Source organism: Novosphingobium profundi (genome assembly GCF_018491765.1).
In the GTDB taxonomy this organism is placed as follows: domain Bacteria; phylum Pseudomonadota; class Alphaproteobacteria; order Sphingomonadales; family Sphingomonadaceae; genus Novosphingobium; species Novosphingobium profundi.
The window spans coordinates 41,689-62,755 of record NZ_JABWCU010000021.1 but is presented as its reverse complement, the minus strand read 5'-3'; the positions used below and the strand labels follow the sequence as shown (position 1 = coordinate 62,755).

17 protein-coding genes are annotated in these 21,067 nt (G+C 69.1%); 4 read left to right on the top strand and 13 right to left on the bottom strand.

Annotation, left to right across the window (positions count from 1 at the left end; translation table 11 throughout):
• Window positions 1-29: 29 nt before the first annotated feature.
• From HT136_RS21540 to HT136_RS21480, 13 genes are all read right to left on the bottom strand, one after another.
• Window positions 30-2,018, bottom strand: a complete 1,989-nt coding sequence (locus HT136_RS21540; RefSeq protein ID WP_214201919.1) for a heme-binding protein — start codon at window positions 2,016-2,018, stop codon at window positions 30-32.
• Window positions 2,018-3,424 (bottom strand): multiheme c-type cytochrome, encoded by a 1,407-nt coding sequence (locus tag HT136_RS21535; protein WP_343222276.1) that lies wholly within the window; start codon window positions 3,422-3,424, stop codon window positions 2,018-2,020. The genes HT136_RS21540 and HT136_RS21535 overlap by 1 nt, the downstream gene beginning before the upstream one ends.
• Before the next feature lie 243 nt (window positions 3,425-3,667).
• The gene (locus HT136_RS21530) at window positions 3,668-3,883 is read right to left on the bottom strand and encodes a DUF6356 family protein (protein ID WP_214201918.1); all 216 of its coding nucleotides are present in this window, start codon (window positions 3,881-3,883) and stop codon (window positions 3,668-3,670) included.
• Between the two features lie 183 nt (window positions 3,884-4,066).
• Complete coding sequence (locus tag HT136_RS21525) at window positions 4,067-6,532, bottom strand: TonB-dependent receptor plug domain-containing protein (protein WP_214201917.1); 2,466 nt, start codon at window positions 6,530-6,532, stop codon at window positions 4,067-4,069.
• A 79-nt stretch (window positions 6,533-6,611) separates the two neighbouring features.
• Window positions 6,612-7,811, bottom strand: a complete 1,200-nt coding sequence (gene metC / locus HT136_RS21520; RefSeq protein WP_343222275.1) for a cystathionine beta-lyase — start codon at window positions 7,809-7,811, stop codon at window positions 6,612-6,614.
• A 187-nt stretch (window positions 7,812-7,998) separates the two neighbouring features.
• Complete coding sequence (locus HT136_RS21515) at window positions 7,999-8,493, bottom strand: Lrp/AsnC family transcriptional regulator (protein ID WP_214201915.1); 495 nt, start codon at window positions 8,491-8,493, stop codon at window positions 7,999-8,001.
• On the bottom strand, window positions 8,493-9,182 hold the full coding sequence (locus HT136_RS21510; protein ID WP_246544074.1) for an RraA family protein: 690 nt from the start codon (window positions 9,180-9,182) through the stop codon (window positions 8,493-8,495). The genes HT136_RS21515 and HT136_RS21510 overlap by 1 nt, the downstream gene beginning before the upstream one ends.
• Window positions 9,179-10,036 (bottom strand): creatininase family protein, encoded by an 858-nt coding sequence (locus HT136_RS21505; protein WP_214201914.1) that lies wholly within the window; start codon window positions 10,034-10,036, stop codon window positions 9,179-9,181. The genes HT136_RS21510 and HT136_RS21505 overlap by 4 nt, the downstream gene beginning before the upstream one ends.
• Window positions 10,033-10,866 (bottom strand): carbon-nitrogen hydrolase family protein, encoded by an 834-nt coding sequence (locus HT136_RS21500; RefSeq protein WP_214201913.1) that lies wholly within the window; start codon window positions 10,864-10,866, stop codon window positions 10,033-10,035. Before HT136_RS21500 ends, HT136_RS21505 begins: the two co-directional genes overlap by 4 nt.
• A gap of 6 nt (window positions 10,867-10,872) precedes the next feature.
• Window positions 10,873-13,716: a M14 family metallopeptidase gene (locus HT136_RS21495; RefSeq protein WP_214201912.1), complete on the bottom strand. Its 2,844-nt coding sequence runs from the start codon at window positions 13,714-13,716 to the stop codon at window positions 10,873-10,875.
• Window positions 13,716-15,086 (bottom strand): MFS transporter, encoded by a 1,371-nt coding sequence (locus HT136_RS21490; protein ID WP_214201911.1) that lies wholly within the window; start codon window positions 15,084-15,086, stop codon window positions 13,716-13,718. Before HT136_RS21490 ends, HT136_RS21495 begins: the two co-directional genes overlap by 1 nt.
• Before the next feature lie 72 nt (window positions 15,087-15,158).
• Window positions 15,159-16,622: an amidohydrolase family protein gene (locus tag HT136_RS21485; RefSeq protein WP_214201910.1), complete on the bottom strand. Its 1,464-nt coding sequence runs from the start codon at window positions 16,620-16,622 to the stop codon at window positions 15,159-15,161.
• 27 nt (window positions 16,623-16,649) lie between these two features.
• Window positions 16,650-17,411: an IclR family transcriptional regulator gene (locus HT136_RS21480; protein ID WP_214201909.1), complete on the bottom strand. Its 762-nt coding sequence runs from the start codon at window positions 17,409-17,411 to the stop codon at window positions 16,650-16,652.
• A 470-nt stretch (window positions 17,412-17,881) separates the two neighbouring features.
• Here HT136_RS21480 and HT136_RS21475 point away from each other — a divergent pair, with 470 nt between their 5' ends.
• The 4 genes from HT136_RS21475 to HT136_RS21460 all read left to right on the top strand — a co-directional run bounded on the left by HT136_RS21475 (window position 17,882) and on the right by HT136_RS21460 (window position 21,053).
• Complete coding sequence (locus HT136_RS21475; protein WP_214201908.1) at window positions 17,882-18,421, top strand: 2,4'-dihydroxyacetophenone dioxygenase family protein; 540 nt, start codon at window positions 17,882-17,884, stop codon at window positions 18,419-18,421.
• A 14-nt stretch (window positions 18,422-18,435) separates the two neighbouring features.
• Window positions 18,436-18,969: a 2,4'-dihydroxyacetophenone dioxygenase family protein gene (locus HT136_RS21470; protein WP_214201907.1), complete on the top strand. Its 534-nt coding sequence runs from the start codon at window positions 18,436-18,438 to the stop codon at window positions 18,967-18,969.
• A gap of 72 nt (window positions 18,970-19,041) precedes the next feature.
• On the top strand, window positions 19,042-20,199 hold the full coding sequence (locus tag HT136_RS21465; protein WP_214201906.1) for a Rieske 2Fe-2S domain-containing protein: 1,158 nt from the start codon (window positions 19,042-19,044) through the stop codon (window positions 20,197-20,199).
• The gene (locus HT136_RS21460) at window positions 20,199-21,053 is read left to right on the top strand and encodes an SDR family NAD(P)-dependent oxidoreductase (RefSeq protein ID WP_214201905.1); all 855 of its coding nucleotides are present in this window, start codon (window positions 20,199-20,201) and stop codon (window positions 21,051-21,053) included. The genes HT136_RS21465 and HT136_RS21460 overlap by 1 nt, the downstream gene beginning before the upstream one ends.
• Window positions 21,054-21,067 lie beyond the last annotated feature (14 nt).

The window sequence follows — 21,067 nt, the reverse complement described above, 5'->3', positions numbered from 1 at the left end:
GGGGCAGGGCAAGGGCTCCGGCGCTCACGCTAGAGCCCCTCGCACACGTTCTGCTCGGAACTGTCGAGGAAGGGCGCGAAGGGACAGTTCACGTAGCGCAGGCGCACGCCGGTCCCGTTCACCGCCACCACGATCCGGTCGGCGCGGATCGCGGATGGCGCATTGCCGAGCGTGCCGAGGCGCTGCCCGGCCTTGTGGGTTCCCAGGAACGCGATCATGTCGTCCTGGTCGATGCCGTCGCCCGAGACGCCGATCGCGCCGATCAGCGTACCCTCGCGGTAGATCGGGACCGAGCCGGGGAAGATCTGCAGGCCGTTCTGCAAGGGGTTCTCCCCGCTCGCCACGTCGGGCAGGAAGCTGCACCGCGCCCGGGTGTCGGCCGCGCTCGCCCCTGTCACGTAGGCGAGGTGCTGGGCAAGGTTGGTGAGCACGAGCGCGGATTGCAGCCCGGTCGAGAACGGGCTCCACTGCGCGATCGGGCGCGAGAGCGGCCCGTTGGGCGTGCCGACCTCACCATCGGGGAAGTAGGGGCGCGAGAGGTTGCCGCCCGAACGGTCGGCGAAGGCGTAAGCGCCGGTCAGCGCGGTGGGATCGGCGAGGAAGGCGCGCACTTTGGCCGGAAAGCCCGCGACATCGGCGTTGGGATCGGCAAGCAGCGCCGCGCCGGCGCGCGCGCTCGACATGAAGGCGGCGGTGCGCGCCTTCTGCAGCGCGACGTCGGTGCCGAAGATCGGCGCGTCGGGCGAACGCACGAGGCCGAGCACCACGCCGTGGGTGTCGACCAGCGCGATCGAGACTTGCGCGCGGCTGTCGAGCGGCTGGCGGATCTGCGCGCGCGCGCGGGTCATGACCGCGAAGGCCTCTTCCAGCAGGGCCTGCGCCTCGGCGCTGGTGATCGGGCTGGCGACGTCGGCGCCGTCGCTCGCGGCGCGGATGGGGAAGCGGTTGGCGCCGCTGCCGTCGCTCAGCACGAAGGCGTCGGTGTCGGAAAATTCGGACGAGGTCGCGGGCCGGATGCCCGAGCTTTCCGCGCCATAGGCGGTGCCGGCAAGCAGGCTGGCGGTCTCGTAGTAGCCGGTGACGCGCACGAGCGCGCCGAGCGTGGGCGCGACTTGTGCAAAAGTGGTGCCGCCCACGTCGTGGAGGCTCGAATAGGTGCTGTCGGAATAGCGCAGCTGCGTGCCGTCGACGTAGATGCGGTTGGCGCGGATCGCCTCGGGCGCCTCGAAGCCGAGCGTTCCGGCGAGCGCGATGCGCTCGTCGGCGTCGGTGTCGGTGTCGAGGACATTGCCGTCGAAGGCGTAGCCGCCATCGGCCAGGACGCCCACGCCCCCCACCACCACGCCGTTCTTGTAGAGCGGGAAGCCGCCCGGATCGGCGGCAAGGCCGAGTGGCGAGCGCTTGGGGCCGATGCGCGCGCCCGTGCCCGCGGCGGCGAAGCGCGAGGCCAGGTCCGAACAGGGAAGCTGGCTGAACTGGACTCCGAACAGCGGGCCGCTCTCGAGCCCTGCGGTGCTGGGCGCAGGGGGGAAGTGGGGCTGGACGATCATGCTGGCGGTACGGGTGGAGAAGGCATTGCCCGCGCTCGAGAGGTAGGCCCCGGTCAGCGCCTTGGCGATGGCGGCGGCCTCGGCGGGGACGGCGAGGCCCTGGATGTCGATATTGGCGCCATTGGGCGCGTCGGGGATCGTCGCGGTGGCGGGCGCGCCTTCCATGCGCAGGACCGCGAGCACGTTGCCGACCCGGTCGACCACCGCGATCACCGCCGGATCGCCCGACTGGTGCGCCTGCGCGGCGGCCTGCGCCACCACCTGCCCGACTTCGGTGGCGGTGAGCGCCTCGCTGGCGGGTACCGCGTAGTCGCTGCTGCCGGTGCTGCCACCCGAGGAAGTGCTACCCGAGGAGGTACCGCCCGAGCTGGTCGACCCGCCCGCTGCCGTGCCCGAGCCGCCATCATCCCCGCCGCAGGCGATCAGGACGAGCAGGAGGAGCGGGGCAAGGAATGTGAGCCAGCGCATCAACGCAGCGCCGCAATGGCACGGGCCGCTTCGCCAAGCGCGCGGCGGAAGGTGGGTGGATCGTAGCGTTCGGGCGCGGCGACGGCCTCGTAGGCGCGGTTGATCCGCGCGCGGATGCCGGCGGCGGCCCCCACCGTCACCCGGCCTTCGCGCACCAGGGCGTTGAGGAGGGTGTCGATCGCCATGACCGCCTGCGCCGATCCGGCGTAGTCGGTGAAGCGCGCCGACGTCGTGCGCGCGGCCACCGCCGCAACCGCGTCGAAGGCGCTTGCGGGCGCGAAGCTGCGCGCGGCGAGGCGGTCGGACAAACTTGCCGCCGCGCTGGCAAGGGTCCTGGCGGCCTCACCGCTCGCCTTCGCGCCTTGTCCCATTGCGCGGTGGAAACCGCGCGCGGCGGTTTCGTAGCGCGCCGCCTCGCCGGGCGCGTAGAGGCTGGCGACGAGCGAGAGCAGGATCATGTTCTCGTCGTTGAAGGGTGGGTTGGCGAAGGGGATGGGGCGTGCGGGATTGTCCTCGAAGGTCCGGCGCGGCTCGGGGCCGTCGCGGATCGCGCGGTGGCAGGAATGGCAGTCGAAGAAAGTGAACTGCGGGAAGAGGCCCTCGCTCGCGAGGTTCGGGCGGGCGAAGAGCGCGGCCTGGCGGCGCACCGCCTCGGCCTGGCCGACCGCCCAGAGCTGGACGCTGTCGGGGCGCCGCTTGCGCGCGGTGTAGTCCGCGTCGAGATCGTAATGGGCCTGAAGCGCGGAGAAGAGGTCGAGCTCGAAGGCGATGCGCGGGTGTCCGGCGGCCATCATCGCGTGGGTCACGAACTGGCCCGCTTCGGCGCTGCCGTAGTGGCAATCGAGGCAGACGCGCGCGCGCACTTGCGGGTTGTCGAGCGCGGTCATGCCCAGAGCCAGGTTGGAGGCGTGGCTTGCGGGAAGGGCGTAGTGCGCGGAAATCCAGGCGGAGGCGGGGCCGTGGCAGGTTTCGCAGCCGATCCCGTCGGCGGTGCGGTAGCGGGGCCCGCGCAGGCCTTGCGGGGCGTTGCTGGCGTGGCATCCGAGACATGCGGGGGCGCTCGAGGCCGGACCGAGCCCGAGCGTAGCGGCGATGCGCTGTCCGCGCGCGGAGGCGAGCACGGCATAGGCGCGGGCGTGGGCGCCCGCCGCGCTCGACCCGTCCTGGAGAATGGCGAGTTCGTCCTGGCGCACGACTTTGCCGTTGCCCTCGCTGCGGCCATGGCAGGTCGATCCCGCGCAGCTCGCCACCCCGAGATAGGCCGCCGCATGGGCGATCGCGTGGGCGAGACTGGCGCTCAGGACGAGGATCAGAAGGACGAGCGCGCAAACCACGCGGCCGATCGGCTGCGATCTTGGGCGCTTGCGACGCGACGCGCGCTTCCCCCTGAGCTCGGCCTTCCCCACCGGCAGCGTTTCCCCCCTTCTCGAATGCGCCCGGCGTTGGAAACGCCGCCCCTGGTGCAAGATAAAAGTCGGACGCGTGACTATACTTCGTTTTACGGAAGGAGGCTCATTAAATTTCTGTACGTGATCGCACGAGGATTAGGGGGTTGCGCCTTGGTTATTTTCGGATCGCGGGAACGAGGGGTTTGCAGGCCCGCGCGCCCAGCGGGGTGAGTCTTTCGCGGGCGGCGCGAAAGGGGGTTATTAAGGAGCCTTGCGGCGGTGCACGACCATGCGCTCGTGGAGGCGGCGCACGACGTCGCTGCCCGAGGTCTTGAACAGTGGCGGGAAGATGCCGTGGACCAGGCACTTGGCGCCGCCCTGCAGCATGGCGAGGCCGAAGCCGAAGGCCGAGCGCGCGTGCTCGGGATAAGTCTCGCCCACGCTCTGGGGGTGGTCGTTGAAGATCTTGCGCAACATCGGGGGGAAGGGTTCTTTCGTTCGGGCACGGGGCACCCGCGCGCCCCGGCGAACGGGGCGCGGCGCGCGCGCGGCGGGGCCTGGAGAAACGGGCCGGGTATGCGGGAGCTGAAATGCAGGAGGGGGTGCGACCGGCCCCCCGGGATGGGAAGGCGGGGAGCCGGCCGCGGTGTCCGAACCTCGTCAGAGGTCGAACGAGAGACGTGCGTAGTAGTAGCCGCCGTAAGCGCCGAAGGGCGAATTGCTGCCGTAGGGCGAGCTGCCGATGGTGCTGGTGACGGTGTTCTTGTCGGGGTAGGTGTTGAACAGGTTGTAGGCCCCGATGGCGACGCGCATGCTGGGCGTGATCGCGTAGCCGGCCTCGAGGTCGGTGATCCACTTGGCGCCGTAGCTCTGGTCGCTCGCCGAATTGTTGGCGAGCAGCTTCCAGCTGCCGTAGCGGGTTTCCTTGGCGCGCAGCGAGAACGGCCCGTTGTTCCAGTCAAGGCCCAGGATCACCTTGTCACGCGGGGTGAAGACGGTGAAGTAGCCCTGGGTCTGGCGGTCGAACAGGGTGAGGCCCAGGTCCGCGAGCGGCGCCGGATCGTCGGCGATGTGGGTGATCTTGGTCTTGTTGTAGTTGTAGGCCGCGCTGGCGCGGAAGCGGCCGATTTCCCCCAGCGTGAACGAATAGGCGCTGACGACGTCGATGCCGCGGGTGCGGGTGTCGATGGCGTTGGCGAAGAAGCGCACATACTGGTCGCCCGAATAGCCGTTGTCTTCCAGCAGCGTCGAAATGCCGGTGCCCGAGAGCAGGCCGGTCATCGTGATGCGGTCGTCGATTTCGATCTGGTAGGCATCGACAGTGAGCGAGAAGTTGGCGAGCGGGGTCATGGTGACGCCCAGCGAGTAGTTGCGCGACTTCTCGGGCTTCAAATCCTGCGCGCCGAGCGCCTGCGCGATCGCCGAGCCGGTCTTGAGGATCTTCGACTGGATCAGCTGGTACGAGCCGTTGACCAGCGAGACCTGCGTCGCGGTCTGGGCATAGCCCTGCTGCGAGAGCGAGGGGGCGCGGAAGCCGTTCGAGAAGGCGCCGCGGAAGTTGAGCCAGTCGGTCGCCTTCCAGATCGCCGAGACCTTGCCGCTCCACACGCTGCCCGAGCTGTCGTCGTAGGTCTCGAAGCGGCCCGCGCCGGAGACCAGCAGGCGGTCGGTCACGTCGAGCGCAAGGTCGAGGTAGGCCGCGCCCACGGTGCGCTTCTCGTCGGCTTCGTCCTCGGGGGTGACGATGATCGCACCTTGCGCACCGATCGCGCCGTACTGGCCGGCGAGCGCGGAATCATCGCCGTACTGGTAGCCGCCGTTGTACCAGGCGAGGCGATCGAGCGACTTGGTGACGTAGCTTTCGTAGCGGAATTCGGCACCGGCCGAGACCTGCAGGTGGCGTCCGCCCAGGACCTCGTAACCCTTGGTGAGATCGAGGTTGGTGGTCCACTGGTCGAAAGCCGAGCTGAAGGTGTCGAAGCTGGTCGGGCTGTCCTCGCCGAGCGAGGCGTTGAGCGTGTTGTCCGCGCCCGAACGCACGTAGTCGCGCCCGTAAGTGGTGGAAAGGTCGAGGTCCCATCCGCTGACCTGGCTCTTCATGCCCGCGGTCGCCTGGAAGTCGGTTTCCTGGCTGGTGTAGTAGGGCGTGAAGCCGTCGGGGTAGATCGCGATGATGTCGCTGGTGGTGCTCGGGCGGCGGCCCGACTGGCCCACGCGGGTCTCGCGGTAGCCGAAGGTGGCGTTCGAGTAGAGCGTCAGGTCGCCGGTGTCGTAGCTGCTGTTCTGCGCCAGGTTGAAACCGCGGATCTGCGGCAGGCCGCCCTGGTAGGTGCGCCGGTTGGCGGTCGCCTCGCGCGGGTCGTCCTCGCCGTCGATCTGCGAGTAGACGCGCGCGGTCGCATCGGAATTGCGCACGGTCTTCTTCTGCAGCTTGCCTTCGGCCGAGAGCACGATCGAGCCGTTGTCGCCAATGTGGAAGCCCTTGGAGACCTGGGCCGAGACGGTCTCGCCGTCGCTGCCGTTGACGCTGTCCTTGTAGCGCTGGCCGGCCTCGATCGAGGCGCTGCCGCTGTCGGCGCTGCCCTTCAGGATCACGTTGATGACGCCCGCGATGGCGTCCGAACCGTACTGCGCGGCGGCACCGTCACGCAGCACCTCGATGCGCTCGATCGCGCTGGTCGGGATCATGTCGAGGTCGACCGGGTTGCCGCCCATCGAGGTCGAACCCGAGGCAAGGTCGATCATCGCCGAATTGTGGCGGCGCTTGCCGTTGACGAGGACGAGGACATGGACGCCCGAAAGCCCGCGCAGACCCGCCGGGCGCATGACCGAGTTCCACGAGGAGGAGCCCACCTGCTGCGACTGGAACGAGGGCACGAGCTGGGTCAGCACGTCGCGCAGCTGCATCGAGCCGCCCATCTGCGCGATCTGCTCGCCGCTGATCACGTCGATCGGCGTCGGGCTGGTGGTGACGGTGCGCGGCTGCCCGCGCGAGCCGGTGACGACGATGGCCGCGCCGCCGTCGGAGGCGTCGCTGGCGGCGGCGTCACCGCTCTGGGCAAGGGCGGTCTGGGCCTGGACGATTCCCAGCGCCAGAACGGAGCAGGTCAGTAGATGCTTTCTCATGGTTAACTCCCTGTTGTGGTGCGCTGACAGGAGGCGCGAACTGGATTTTTCGTGTTTCTTGCTGTCGGGGGTGGCGGGCCTAGGCAGGCACGCCGGAAAGGGTTTGGGCCGCCTTTGCGAAGGCGCCGAGTGCACCGTCGAGTTCGGCGATGAGGTCGCCGGTCGTCTCGAGGCCGATGTGCAGGCGGATCACCGGGCGGGTCCATTCGCGTTCGAAGGCGCGGGCTTCGAGCTGGTCGTTGCAGGCGATGGCAAGGCTTTCGAACCCGCCCCAGCTGAAGCCGAGGCCGAAGATCGAGAGCGCATCGAGGAAGGCCGGGGTGGCGGCCAGCGGTCCGTCGAGCTCGATCGTGACGAGGCCGTTGCCGCCGCTGAAATCGCGCGCGAAGATCTCGTGGCCGGGCGCGCCGGGGAGGGCGGGGCACAGCACGCTCTTCACTTCGGGGCGCGCCGACAGCCAGCGCGCGACCTCGAGCGCGGCCGCGCCGTGCTGGGCAAGGCGCAGCTCGAGCGTCTTCATCCCGCGCAGCGCGAGGTAGGCATCGTCGGAAGAGATCGTCCACCCGATCGCGCGCGTGCCGCGCTGGAGCAGCGCGCCCACCTCGCCGCGGGCCACCGCGCAGCCCATGAACACGTCCGAGTGCCCGCAGATGTACTTGGTCATGGCCTGGACCGAAATGTCGACGCCGTGCGCCAGCGGCTTGAACAGCAGGCCCGCCGCGTAGGTATTGTCTATCAGGGTGAGCACCCCGCGACGGCGGGCCATCGCCGCGATCGCGGGCACGTCGATCATGTCGAGCGTGAGCGAGCCGGGGCTTTCGAGCACGATCAGGCGGGTCTTTTCGCCGAGCATGGCTTCAAGCTCCTCGGCGCTGGCGCTTGCCGGGAAGGGGCGCGTGGTCACGCCGTAGTCGGCCATGGTGGTCTCGGCGAAGCGGCGGGTGGGACCGTAGATGGTGTCGCACATCAGGATCTCGTCGCCGGTGCGGCACACCGCGAGGATCGCGCCCGCAAGCGCGGCGAGGCCCGAGGGGTAGAGCTCGGCGACGTCGCCGCCCTCCAGGTCGCACAGCGCCTGGCGCAGTTCGCCGTGGGTGGCGAGGCCCGAGCGCCCGTAGCTGGGCAGCGTCTGGCCGAATGAGGCGGCACAGGCGTGGAGCACGGTGGTGCCGCGCTGAAGCACCGGGGCGGCCGTGCGCACGGGGGCCTTGGCGTCGCCCTGCGGGTGGATCAGGCGGGTGGCTTCGCTGGTGGAGGTCGTCGAGGGGGTGTCGCGCACGTGAGGATGTTCCGATACTTGTCGAGTGTCTGGGGCAGGGCGAGGACGGCGGGCAGGTGGCCCGGGCCCTCGCGATTCCATGCCCCCGTGTTAGGCGGCGGGCGCGTTGACAGTCCCACCCCGTTTCTTGCGCGATTGCACAAATTTCGGGATGGATGTCGGGCTGATCGGTCGCTTCATGGGATGATCATTCGTCCTCGCCCGAAGGGGCGGCGAAGAGCGGGAGTTCGGTGGTGTTCTTCATCTCCTCCATCGCGAAGGCGGAGCTGACGTCGGTCAGGCGCACTTTCGCGATCAGGCGCTTGTAGACCGCGTCGTAGGCCTCGATGCTGGGGACGCGGATCTTCATCAGGTAGTCGACGTCGCCGGTCATGCGGTAGAGTTCGACGATCTCGGGCAGGCTCTCGACGGCGGCGGCGAATTCGCGCAGCCAGGCCTCGGAGTGCTCGCGCGTGCGGATCGAGACATAGGCGGTGAGCTGGAGGCCGAGCTTGGCCGGATCGAGCAGCGCCACGCGCCCCTTGATCACGCCCGCCGCGTCGAGCCGCTTGAGGCGGCGCCAGCACGAATTGTGCGAGAGGTTGACCCGCTCCGAGAGCGCCGCGATCGAGAGCGTGCCGTCCTTCTGCAGCGCGCCCAGGATGCGCAGGTCGGCCGCGTCGAGCGATATCCGGCCGGCCATCAGCGAGCCCCTTCGGGCAAGGGAGTGGCCGCAAGCGCGGCGGCGAGCATCGGCGCCTCGAGCAGATCGGGCAGGCGGCGCCCGGCGGCGAGGCCTTCGCGGATCGCGCTTTCGCGCCGCGCGCTCTTGATCGCGCGGGCGATGTCGCCGGCGGCTTCCTCGGCCGAGAGGATCACCACCCCGTCGCTGTCGCATAGCGCCAAGTCGCCGGGATGGGCGACCACGCCGCCCACGCTCGCGGGCGCGTTGAAACGCCCGCCAAGGCCCAGGCGCCGGGTGGTGCGCTGGCTGGTGCCGCGCGCCCAGACCGGAAGGCCGGTGGCGAGGATCTCGGCGGTGTCCGCCACCGGACCGTCGAGCACGATCGCGCCGAGGCGGATCCGGCTGGCGGCTTCGGCGACGATCCCGCCGACGGCGGCGTGGAGCGTGTCGCCAAGTCGATCGATGACGAGCACGTCGCCCGCGCGCAGCAGCCCGAGCGCCTCGTGCAGCAGCGCGCCGTCGGGGCCGGGCAGCGAGAGCGTGACCACGGTTCCGCAGGCCTTCATGCCGGGCGCGAGCGGGCGCAGCGCGGGATCGCACAGGCCCCACAGGCGCCAGTGGCCGAGCGTCGCGGTGTCGACCTCGCGCAGCGCCGCGACGAGGCAGGGCTCGGCCGGGGCGGGCATGGGGCGGACGTCGCGGCTCATGCGGTGGGGCTTTCGGGCGCGATGTTTCCGGGCGCGCGGGTGGGGCGGGTGGGGTCGCACTGGCGCCAGTGTGCAAGGAAACTGGCGACGTGGTCGGTGAGGAAGCGGGTGAAGATCGCGCCCGCTTCGGGAGTGCACAGCGCCGGATCGCCCGAGCCCACGCCGTCGTCGGCCACTTCGGTCGCGTCGAGCGGCAGGTCGAGCGAGATGCCGGCAAAGTGCGCGCTGGCGAAGTGCGGGTCGGAGGGCAGGCCGAAGACCGGCTTGCGGCGTGCGGGCGAGGCCGCGTCGAGGTTCACCAGTTCGGGCGAAAGGTGCATCATCACCGAGGTCACCGGATCGGCACCGTGGCCGCGCGCGGCGGATGCGTCGGCTCCATGCGCCTCAGCCCAGACCGCGTCGGGCAGCGAGCGCCAGAGGTGGATGGCGGGCACCAGCACGCCGGTCCTGCGGCGCACTTCCTGGCAGACTTCGGCGATGAGCGGGGCGTTGGTCGAGTGGCCGTTGACGATCACGACATGGGCGATGGCATGGTCGAGGAAGCTGTCGATCATGTCGCGCAGCACCGCGCGGAAGGTGTCCCCGCGCAGCTGCATGCCGCCGGGAAAGCCCCGGAAGAACTCCGCATAGCCGAAGGGCAGCACCGGTGCGCAGATCGCCCCGGCCTGCGCGCAGGCGGCCATCGCGATCCTCTCGGCGGCGAGGAAATCGCCCATCGGCGCGTGCGGGCCCTGCTCCTCCTGGCTGCCGAGCGCGAGGACGATGACGGGCTTTTCGGCCAGTCGCGCGGCAAAGGCGGTGTGGCTGAGGTCTTGCAGGGCGTAGGGGCGCGGCCCGATCACAGGCTCGCTCACAAGCTCGCCTCGATATGGATCGCCTTGTTCGCGCCGACCGGGATTTGCTGGCGCACCCGGGCGACGAGATCGGTGTCGATGCTCGCCGAAGCAAAGCCGAGGCCGTCCGAGACGCGCGCGACGACCGCGCCCCAGGGATCGACGATCATCGACTGGCCGAACGACTGGCGCTCGCCCGCGGGCGTGGGGTAGGAGCCCCACTGCGCGGCGGCGGCCAGCCAGCACTCGGTCTCGATCGCACGGGCGCGGATCAGCGTTTCCCAGTGGTCCTTGCCGGTGAGAAGCGTGAAGGCGGCGGGCAGCGCGATCAGCTGCGCGCCCTGGCGCATCAGCTCCTGGAACAGTTCGGGAAAGCGCACGTCGTAGCAGATCGCGCAGCCGACCTTCACGCCCTCGCAATCGTAGGTGACGATCTGTCTGCCGGGATCGACGGTGGCGCTCTCGTGGAACTTGGCGCCATCGGCGGTGGTGACATCGAAGAGATGGATCTTGCGGTAGCGCGCCTGCTCCACGCCGTCGCGGTCGAACACGACGGTGGTGTTGTAGGCGCGGCCCGGATTGTCCGACTGCTCGTAGAACGAGCCGCCGTGGATCCACACCTTCAGCTCGGCCGCGAGGCGCGAAAGGAGGGCGTAGGTCGGCCCGTCCTTGAAAGGCTCGGCGACCGCAGGGGCGCCAGACGAACCGCCGAGCCACTCGGCGTGCTCGGGCAACTGGATCCAGTCGGGGCGTTCACGTGCCACGCAGGCGCGGATCTGCGCCTCGATCGCGGCGAGGTTTGCCTGTTTGTCGTTCTGGGTGTTGAGCTGGATGACGGCAGCGCGCAGCATGGCGTGTCAGTTTCCTTGGAGGTGGGCGGGCGAAAGCGTGATGGCGTTGAAGAGGATCTTGAAGGCGCCCTGGGTCTGGCCGCGCAGCGCGATCTCGGGGCCGACGAGGACGACCTGGCCCTTGCCTTGCGGGATCGAGAGCACCGCGGCGGTGTCCTTGAGGTGCTCGGGATGCCAGGCCCACCCGCTGTGGAGCAGCTTGCCTTCGCCGAACGAAACCGCGACGCTGGCGCCGGGCGCCTTGGTCTGGAACACCGGGCTCTGGTCGAAGAAGAGGTCGACCTTGGGATTGAGGCCCCAGGCGAGCGGCTGGGCGGTATCGGCACTGGCGGTCAGGAGCGCGCCGGGCACGTAGAACTCGGTGCGCGGCATCTGCACCGTCTTGCCGTCCTTCTCGACCTCGAGCGGATCGGAAACCGGCAATCCCAGCGCGGCGGCCAGACCCGAGGACGAGGAGCCCATCGCGAAGAGCGTGCCGCCGTCTTTCGCGAACTGCGCGAGCGCGGGGATCGTCCTGTCCGCCGTGATGTCGCCGAGCGAGGCGCGGTATTCCTCGGGGATGTCCCTGGCGGCGGGCTGCGGATTGTCGAAGCGGCCGCGGAACATGCCCCCGTTGACGCCCGAGCGCGCGTTGGGGATCGCCGCGTCGGGGATGATGATGATGTCGAACTTCTTGGCAAGGCCGCCCTTGTCGAGCGCCTGGGGGTAGAGGACCGTGTAGGGCAGCTCCTCGCCGTCGAAGATCCAGCGCAGCCAGCCGGTGGGGTGCAGCCCGCCGTAGAGATCGACGATGCCCACGCGCGGGCTGGTAAGCGCAAGGCTTTTGCCCTCGGGCGCCTTGGGCACAGCCTGGGCCAGCGTGCCCAGTTCCTTTGCGCCCGCCTCGACGAGCGCCTGCGCCTTCGCCGAATAGGGCACGTAATAGGCCCCCGGCGCGGCGGCGCGTCCGGCAACCGGCAGCGCGCTGGTGTAGACGCGCACCGCCACGCCTGCCTTCTGCAGCCGGTTGACGAGGTGGAAGGCCGCGTTCTGGTCGTGCGAGATCAGCCAGCCGCCCTTGGCGACTTCGGCCCCGGCATCCGCGATCGGTTCGGGCGCGGGGGGAATGTCGCCGGAGACGCGCACGGTGGGGACGGTGAGGGGTTCGAGCGAACGGGTGAACTCCACCGCCATCTGGAAGGCGGGGGTATAGCCCGAGCTGTCGGCCGGCGGGATCGGCGGGCCGCCGGGGTACTCGAAGTTGTTGGGGTAGTATTGCGGCTCGAACTGGTCGAGCACGTGGGCGCGGTAGGCCTGCGCCGCATCGACGATGTAGGTGCCCGCCGCGAAGTGCTTGCCCGCCGCGTCGAAGGGCGCGGTCGAACGCTCGATCTCGACGCCGAGGCGCGAGAGCGCGGTGAGAAAATTGGCTGCGGTGGGAAAATCGTGCTGGTCGACCGGCACGATGAAGGCGCGCGGGTCGCGCTCGGCGGGATCGTGGAGGACCTTGTCGTAGAGATCGGGCTTCAATTCGGCCCAGCCGCGCGTGCGCACTGGCACCGGCTTTTCGCCGCGCGCCTCGGCGGCCACGTGTGCGGCGTCGATGCGGTCCTTCGAGATCGTCCAGCTGTCGCGCGAACCCTTGGCGATCTCGTTCGCGCCCATTTGCCAGCGGTTGTAGAGCAGCTTCTCGCGGTTGTCGGCCGCGTACGTCAGGATCGCGCGCGAAAGCGACTGGCTGTAGGCGATCGAGTTCGCCAGCGGCCAGGCTTGCGGCCTGACCGGCAGCGGCTGGTCGTTGCCCGGCACCTGGCGTTCGGGGACGAAGGGGATCGTCTCGGGAACCGGGCCGCCGATGATCTCCACCAGGATGCCGATGGCGTTGTGGAAATAGGTCGAGGTGCGCAGGTTGCCGTTGTACCAGGTGTCGTAATGCGCGCCCGAGCGGGTGGTGGCGCCGCCCTTGTTCTCCGAAAGGAGGCGGCTGTTGAGCGCCGCTCCGACTTCGTCGAGGCTGGTGATGACGAGCGGTTCGTAGTGGTAGTTGAACGGGTTGCGGAAAGGCGGCAGGAACAGCACGGTGCCCGCCGGGCCCGTCTGGTGCTGGTTCATCACGATCTGCGGGCGCCAGTCGCGGTAGAGCACGCGCACCATGTTCTGCGTCTCCACCTGGCTCGCCATGTAGAAGTCGCGGTTGTTGTCGTGGCCGACGTAGGGGTGGTAGAGCCGGGGAAGGGTGGTGAGGTCCTTCTCGCGCTTCATCGGGTCCTTGAAGCGCATGTACCAGTCGGCGACGAACTGCTGGCCGTCGGGGTTGTCGGGGACGAAGAGGGTGATCACGTTGTCGCGGATTTTCTTCGCTTCGGGATCATCGGAGGCGACGAGATCGTGGACTTGCGCGATCAGCGCGGTCTGCGCCTCGATCTCGCTGGCGTGGAGGCCGCCGTCGATCCAGACCAGGCTCTTGCCCTCGCGCGAAAGGCGGCGCGCGGTGGTCTCGTCGATGCCCTCGGCGGTGCCGAGCTGGCGGCTGATCTCGCGGTAATGGTCGAGCTTGGCGAGGTTCTCGGGCGAGGAGACGACGGCCATGACCTGGCGGCGCCCTTGCGTCGTTGGGCCCATGTCGATCAGCTTCACCCGGTCGCTCGCCGCGGCCACGGCCTGCCAGTAGCGCAGCATTTCGTCATAGGAGGGGACGTAGCGGTCCTCGCCCATGGTGTGGCCAAGCACCTGCTCGGGCGTGGGGACGGCCTTGGCCCCCTGCGCGGCGGGAGCCGCTTCGGCGGCATGGGCGGCGGGGACGCTCAGCGGGGCGAGCGCGAGCGGCAGGCACAGGCCGCACAGGAGGTAACGGGCGCGGGTGGGGGTCATCAGGCAATCGCCTTTTTCGGATCGGGGGCGCGTACGAGCGCGATGGTGACGAGCGAGACCAGCGCGGCGCCGGTCACGTAGAAGGCGGGCGCGGTGGCAAGGCCGGTCACGCGCACCAGCAAGGTGGCGATGAAGGGCGCGAAGCCGCCGAACAGCATGACGGCCGCGTTGTAGCCCACCGAAAGCGCGGTGTAGCGCACGCGGGTGGGCAGCAGTTCGCACAAGTAGGTGGGCGCGGTGCCGCTGAAGAGGCCCGAGAAAACGCCGGCGACCGCCGTCGCGGTGATCACCGAGATCCCGCTGCGATCGTGCGCCATGAAGGTGAAGAGCGGGATCGAGCAGAGGAGGAAGCCCGTTGCGCTCGCCAGCAGGAAGGGCTTGCGGCCCACGTAGTCCGAGGCCCAGCCCGCAAGCGGGATCACCACGATGTTGGCGAGCGCGCCCACCAGCGTGCCGATCAGCGCGTACTTGGAGGAAACCTCAAGCACCTGGCTGGCGAAGCTGACGAGGAAGGTGCCGTAGGTGTAACCCGCCACGGTCCAGATCACGACCATCGCCGCGATCGTGGCGACCGTGCGGCGGTGCACGGTCAGCGCCTCGCGCAAGGGGTGTTCGGGCTTGTCGGCCTCGGCCTGGAAGTTGGGGGTCTCGGGCACCTTGGCGCGCAAGTAGAAGCCGAGCGGCGCGATCAGGATGCCGAGCACGAAGGGCACGCGCCAGCCCCAGGCTTGCAGGTCCTGCGCCGAAAGCACGGTGTTGAGCAGCAGCGCGACAAGCACCGCCGAGACCACCGCGAGGCTGGTGCTCAGCTGCTGGAGCGCGCCGAACAACCCGCGCCGGTGGGCTGGTGCGTATTCGACGAGGAAGGTCGTCGCCCCGCCCCATTCGCCGCCCGCGGCAAAGCCCTGGACGAGACGGCAGACCACCAGCGCCAGCGGCGCGGCGAGCCCGATCGTGGCGTACGTCGGGATGAGGCCGGTGGCGCAGGTTGCCCCTGCCATCAGCATCATCGTCAGCACCAGCGCGGACTTGCGTCCGAAGCGGTCGCCCATCGAGCCCAGCACCATCGAGCCGACCGGACGCATCACGAAGCCCACGCCATAGGTCGCGAAACTCGAGAGGATAACGGTTACCGGGTCGCTCTCAGGAAACATCGCGTAGCCGATCTGCGCCGCGAAGTAGCCGTAGATGATGAAGTCGAACAGCTCGAACCAGTTGCCGATCATCGCCGAGGCGAGCGCGCGGGCGATGTCCTTGCGGCTGGCCACGCGGCTGGCCACGTGGTTCGTGACCGTCTGGCCGGGAGCCGGGCTCGCGTCGGCGGCGCGCAGGGCGGGCCCTTCGGCAGAAGCTGCCGTGTCGGTGGTCATGGGGTTCGGATCCTGGCTGGGGTTGCGAGAGGGCGAAGGCGCCCGATCAGTTCATGGCGTCAGTTCACGGCGTCAGTTCACGTCGGCAGGCGGCGAGGGCTTGAGCAGCGGTTTGGGTTCGCGCACGGCCCAGATCACCGCCCCGTCCTCGGCCTCGAGATGCCCGCCCTTGAACACGAGCGAGACCTTGCGCAGCGCGTCGAGGTCTGCGGCGGGGTTGCCGTCGATGACGATCACGTCGGCCAGCTTGCCCGGCTCGATGGTGCCGAGGCGGTCGGCCATGTCGAGCAGCTGGGCGTTGGTCCAGGTCGCCGCCTGGAGCGCCTGCGGGATCGTGTAGCCGCCCTTCACGAACCACTTGAGCTCGGCGATGTAGACGTTGGGGATCATCTTGTTGGCATCGCCGATGGTGTCGGTGCCCACGCCCATCACGATGCCCGCTGCCTTCTGCCGCTTGAACACGTCGAAGATGCCCTGCGAGGTGAGGTTGAAGCGGCCCGAGGTGGTGCCGTAGTAGCCCCCGTTGCGGTCGAGCACGTTCTGGTAGACCTGGAGCGTGGGGATGCTGGCGGTGTGGTGCCGGGCCATGTCGGCGATCGTCGCGTCGGTGCGCGGCAGGGGATGCTCGATCATGTCGATCCCGGCGTCGACCGCCATGGGAATGTACATCGTCTCGCAGTGGCAGGTGACCTTGAGGCCGAGACGGTGCGCCTCGTCGACCGCGGCCTTGATCTCGTCGGGGGCGAAGTGGCTGCCCACCTTGATCACGCTGGCGCCCAGCTTGAAGGTGCGGCGCACGGCTTCGCGCCACTGCTCGGCGCCGTCGGCCTCCCAGGCGTAGTCGGGGCCGTGGCTGGGGCGGAACGGGCGCTCGGTGGCGTGGCCGCCGGTGCCGGTGATGAGGTGCCCGGCGGTGAACACGCGCGGGCCCGCGATCGTGTCGTCCTGGCTCGCTTCGGCGAGCATGTAGGTGGTGTTGCCCGGGCCGTTGAGATCGCGCACCGAAGTGATGCCGGACGCGATGAACCAGCGCATGTTGCGCACGCCGCGCAGCGTGCTGGCCGAGGCATCGGCCTGCTCGTCGATCGGCGTATCGCCGTCGGGGTAGGCGATGTGCGTGTGCATGTCGATGAGACCGGGCATGACGGTCTTGCCGGTCACGTCGATCACCGTCGCGTCGGCCTCCCAGTCGTGCGCGCCGGGGGCGAGCACGGCGGCGACGTGGTCATCCTCGATCACCACGGTGGCAGGGCGCAGGCTTGCCTTGCGGGCATCGAACAGCGTGCCGCCCACGAGCACGGTCTGCTTGCCGGCGGCGGGCCGGGGCTTGACCGGTACGCGGCGCGGGTCGGCGGTCACCGGCGTGCCGGGCGCGATCCACTCGTGGCGGTCGTTGAGGGGAATGGGGGCCCCGGCCCCGGTATCGGGGGCCGAGGCGATCGCCGTCGACGTCAGAGTTGGGACCAGAGCGACGGCGAGGCTCGCGGCAAATACCGGAAGTGCGACCCGGTGGCTGCGCAGGAAAGGGATTTTCATTGCTTTTCCCTGTTACGTATTTTCAACTTAGCTGTTGCCGTAGACGACCATTTTCTCGGCGATGTCGTTGACCGCTTCGCCGAGCAGGGCCTGGAGGCGGCCGGGATCCTGGTGGTAGCGCTGCGTGATGCAGCCCAGCCCCAGCGCCGCGAGCGGCTGCCCCGGTCCCAGCGGAATGACCGCGGCAAGCCCGGTGCCGCCGATCGCGAATTCATCCGAAACGACCGCGAAGCCCGTCGCGCGCGCCGCGTCGACCGCGGCGAGCACGGCCGAGCGGTCGACCAGCGTCGCGGGGGTAAGCGCGGCGCGCGGGGCGGCGTCGAGCGCGCCCTCGAGCGCGGCGGGGTCGAAGCGGGTCATCATGATCCGCCCCAGCGCGGTGCAGTAGGCGGGCACCTTGCGCGGCAGCTCGATGTCGAAGCGGATGTCCGAGGGCGAGACCTCCTTGGCGATCAGCCGGACCTGGCCGGGCGCGTCGGGCATGGCGAGCAGGACGGTTTCGCCCGAGGCAAAGGCCAGTTCCTTCATGATCGGGGGCGCCACGCGCAGGATGCGGCCATGGCGCGCGAAACCGTCGCGGCGCACGATGTCGTTGAGGCGGTAGGTGTCGTCCTCGTCCTCGCGCACGAGATAGCCGCGGTTGTGCAGCGTGCGCAGCAGACCCAGCGCGCTGCTCTTGGGAAGATCGAGACCGCGCGCCACCTCGGTCAGGGTGAGGCCGCCGCAACGGGTCGAGAACATCTCCAGCATGTCCAGCACGCGGGCCGCCGATTTGATCTCGCCGTTCATATATATGTCCCGCTGTTCGAATATGCGAACAGACTGACGTTGGGGCGTCTTGTTGTCAATCCGTTTGTGAACGTTTGCATTTTGTTCGAACAAACATCCCGAATTTCCTGTCTTTAAGGGATGATCGATTGATTTCAGGCCGTTCTGGCGGGTGGAAGATCACCGGTTCGTTCGGTCCTTGCGACCCTGCCGTACCCGAATCTTCGAACGTGCATTCACTCCTTTGAACAGCATTGTTTCGCCGCGAAGCCGTTTTGCGGAAGCGTCCGGGTATCTTTGCAAGAGGGACCTGCAATCGGTTCGTGCGTGATCGTCCTTGTCCCCTTTCGCGGCAATGCAAGTCGCGCGAAGGGCCGGTGGCTATGGTCGGGCCTGCGACAAGAGCACGAACCGCGGCGCGGCCTGCCCGACCGGCAGGCCGGAAACGCCGGAAACAAACGCGCCGCACCAGGCCCTGAGAGGATCCAGCCATGACCACAGTGATGACCGCCCCCCCGTCGACCAAGGCGGAGATCGTCGATGTTCCCTTCGCCCACCGCGCGCTGGTCGAGCGGCTGAGCCCCGGCGGGCGCTACATCGACGCGCAGAGCGACGTCGACAGCCCCTGGGTGCCTTTCGGCGAGGACGCCGCGATCAAGCACCTGGCCTTCGACGTGCGCACCGGCATCTTCTCGAACATCCTGTGGATCAAGCGCCCGGGGGTGGTGGGCACGCACCTGCACCGCGGCACGATCATGATGGTCTGCCTCGAAGGCTCGGTGAAGTACCTGGAATACGACTGGGTGGCGAGCCCGGGCGGGCTCATCCTCGAAGTGCCCGGCGAGAGCCATACGCTGGTCACCGACCACCCCGAGGGCGTCAAGCTGTTCGGCTGGATGCAGGGCCCGATCGAGTTCTACGACGAGAACGCCAATTTCGTCGACACCGCCGACGTCTGGTGGTTCATCAACCACTACGAGACGCATTGCCGCGAGCACGGCATCCCGATCAATCCCAAGCTCTACATCTGAAAGGGGGACGCGCCATGGCCACGATGACCGCACCGCCCTCGAGCGCCTACGCGATCGTCAGGGTTCCCGAGCTCTACGGCGAGCTGATCGGGCGCAAGGGGGTCGAAGGGACTTATGTCGGTTCGTCCGAGGCGGAGAGCCCCTGGGTGCCCTTCGGCGACAACGCCGCGATCCGCCACCTTGCCTTCGACGTGCGCCAGAACGTCTATTGCAACGTGCTGTGGATCAAGGGGCCGGGCGTGATCGGCACGCACAAGCACCGGGGGCCCGTCTGGGCGGTGGGGCTCGAGGGCTCGTTCCGCTATCTCGAGTACGACTGGGTGTGCCGTCCGGGCGACTTCATCACCGAGACGCCGGGCACCGCGCACACGCTCGTTACCGACGATCCGCAGGGGATGAAGGCGCTGTTCTGGATGCAGGGCGCGAACGAGTTCTACGATGCCCAAGGCAACCACGTCGAGACGCTCGACGTGTGGTGGTTCATGAACCACTACGAGACCTACTGCCGCGAGAACGGGCTGACGCCCAATCCCCAGCTCTATCTGTGAGCCGGTGAACCAGGGCGCGACGACCCGCCGCAAGGTGCGGGGCGCGCCGCAAGAGGAGGGAGAGTGATGCACGTGGCAAGCCGAAACGCGCCGCCCGCAAGCGAGGGCCGGGGCTACCTGAAGAACGCCTGGTACGTTGCCGCCTGGGCCGACGAGGTGACGGGCGAGGACCTCGTCGCCCGCACGATTTGCGAGCTGCCCGTGCTGCTCTACCGCAAGGGTGACGGGCAGGCGGTCGCGATCGGCGACTTGTGCCCGCACCGCTTTGCCCCGCTCCACCGCGGGCGGCGGCGGGGCGATGACGTGCAGTGCATGTACCACGGCATGGTGTTCGGCGCGGGCGGGGCCTGCGTGCTCAACCCGCACCACGGCGGGGTGATCTCCCCGGCGATGAAGGTGCCCGCCTACCCGCTCGTCGAGCGCGGCCCCCTGCTGTGGATCTGGACCGGCGATCCGGCGTGCGCCGACGCGGCGCTGATCCCCGATTTCGGCTGCTACACCGCGCGCGGCTTTCGCACCGTGCGTGGGGTGATGGACACCGCCGCGAACTATGAGCTCATCACCGACAACCTGCTCGACCTCACCCACGCCGACTTCCTTCATGAGGGCACGCTTTCGAGCGAGGCGATCACCATTTCGAAGCTGGAGACGATGGTCGAGGGTTCGAGCGTCTGGGCCAACCGCTGGTGCCCCGATGGCGAGGTGCCCCCGGTCTGGCGCCAGCTGCTCGAGCGCATGGGGATGGATCCCGATCAGAAGGTCGACCACTGGCTCTACATGCGCTGGGACGCGCCCGGGCACTTGCTGCTCGACGTCGGGCTCGCCCCCGTCGGTCGCCCGCGCGAGGAGGGTTACTGGGTCTTCACCGGGCACCACCTGACCCCGGTGGACGCGCGGCGCACGCTCTACCGCTGGAGCGTGGTGCGCAACCACGCGATCGACGATCCCGAAGTCGATGCCTTCTGGCAGGCCTCGATCGACTATGCCTTCGCGGTGCAGGACAAGCCGATGATTGAGGCCCAGCAGGCCGCGCTCGGCACGCGCGACATCGAGACGCTGCGCCCGGTCGCGATTCCCGCCGACGTCTCGGGCGGACGCGCGCGGCAGGTGCTGGCGCGCCTCATCGCGGGCGAAAAGAAGGGGCACATCGCGCGCCCCGGCGAGACCCCGCTCGACCAGCTGCTCGCCCGCTCGGCGATGAGCGCCAGTCCCGTACTTCCGGTGGTGTGATGAAGACTCTCGACCAGTTCGATATTTCCGGCCGTTCGGGCCTCGTCACCGGGGCCGCTTCGGGCCTTGGCCTCGCCTATGCCGAAGTGCTCTGCGAGGCGGGGGCCCATGTCACCCTCACCGACTTCGATGGCGAGGCGGCCGAGCGCGAGGCGGCGCGGCTGCGCGCCGAAGGCTTCGTCGCGCGCGCTGCGCGGGCCGACGTCGCCGACCTTGCCGAAGTGGCGGCCGCCTTCGACGGGCACGTCGCGGCCTACGGCGGCTGCGACATCGCCTTCTCGAACGCGGGCTACGATGCGGGCAACGGCTTCTGGACCCCGGCCGAGACGCGCAACCCCCAGGGCCAGCTCGACGTCTACGACCCGGCCGCCTGGGAACGCTCAATCGCGGTCAACCTCACCGGCCAGTTCCACACCTTGCGCGAGGCGGCGCGGGTGATGAAGCGCAACGAGGCCGCGACCGGGCGGCGCGGCGGAGCGATCGTGTGCACCTCCTCGAATGCGGCGGTGGTCAACGAGGCGATCGTCGGCGTGCCCTACATGCCCGCCAAGGCCGGGGTCATGCACTTCATGCGCCACGCCGCCTTCGAGCTGGCCGCCTTCGGCATCCGCGTCAACGCCATCGCGCCCGGCCCCTTCGTCACCAACATCGGCGGCGGCTGGCTGAAGAAGGACCCCGCGGCGCGCAAGGCCTGGGACAAGCTGGTGCCGACCGGCTCGGTAGCCGAGACCTGGCAGATCAAGCCGCTCGCGCTGCTGCTCGCCTCGGATGCGGGCAGCTACATGACCGGCTCGCACGTCGTCATCGACGGGGGCATGCAGCTGGGCCCGGTCAAGCCGCTGACCGGCCTGTGAGCCCCGCAACGAGG

What these genes read in the sequence shown, in the direction of transcription:
- HT136_RS21540 (WP_214201919.1), bottom strand. Translation starts at nt 2,018, where the DNA reads ATGCGCTGGCTCACATTCCTTGCCCCGCTCCTCCTGCTCGTCCTGATC.
- HT136_RS21530 (WP_214201918.1), bottom strand. Translation starts at nt 3,883, where the DNA reads ATGTTGCGCAAGATCTTCAACGACCACCCCCAGAGCGTGGGCGAGACT.
- HT136_RS21525 (WP_214201917.1), bottom strand. Translation starts at nt 6,532, where the DNA reads ATGAGAAAGCATCTACTGACCTGCTCCGTTCTGGCGCTGGGAATCGTC.
- HT136_RS21515 (WP_214201915.1), bottom strand. Translation starts at nt 8,493, where the DNA reads ATGGCCGGCCGGATATCGCTCGACGCGGCCGACCTGCGCATCCTGGGC.
- HT136_RS21510 (WP_246544074.1), bottom strand. Translation starts at nt 9,182, where the DNA reads ATGAGCCGCGACGTCCGCCCCATGCCCGCCCCGGCCGAGCCCTGCCTC.
- HT136_RS21500 (WP_214201913.1), bottom strand. Translation starts at nt 10,866, where the DNA reads ATGCTGCGCGCTGCCGTCATCCAGCTCAACACCCAGAACGACAAACAG.
- HT136_RS21495 (WP_214201912.1), bottom strand. Translation starts at nt 13,716, where the DNA reads ATGACCCCCACCCGCGCCCGTTACCTCCTGTGCGGCCTGTGCCTGCCG.
- HT136_RS21490 (WP_214201911.1), bottom strand. Translation starts at nt 15,086, where the DNA reads ATGACCACCGACACGGCAGCTTCTGCCGAAGGGCCCGCCCTGCGCGCC.
- HT136_RS21485 (WP_214201910.1), bottom strand. Translation starts at nt 16,622, where the DNA reads ATGAAAATCCCTTTCCTGCGCAGCCACCGGGTCGCACTTCCGGTATTT.
- HT136_RS21480 (WP_214201909.1), bottom strand. Translation starts at nt 17,411, where the DNA reads ATGAACGGCGAGATCAAATCGGCGGCCCGCGTGCTGGACATGCTGGAG.
- HT136_RS21475 (WP_214201908.1), top strand. Translation starts at nt 17,882, where the DNA reads ATGACCACAGTGATGACCGCCCCCCCGTCGACCAAGGCGGAGATCGTC.
- HT136_RS21470 (WP_214201907.1), top strand. Translation starts at nt 18,436, where the DNA reads ATGGCCACGATGACCGCACCGCCCTCGAGCGCCTACGCGATCGTCAGG.
- HT136_RS21460 (WP_214201905.1), top strand. Translation starts at nt 20,199, where the DNA reads ATGAAGACTCTCGACCAGTTCGATATTTCCGGCCGTTCGGGCCTCGTC.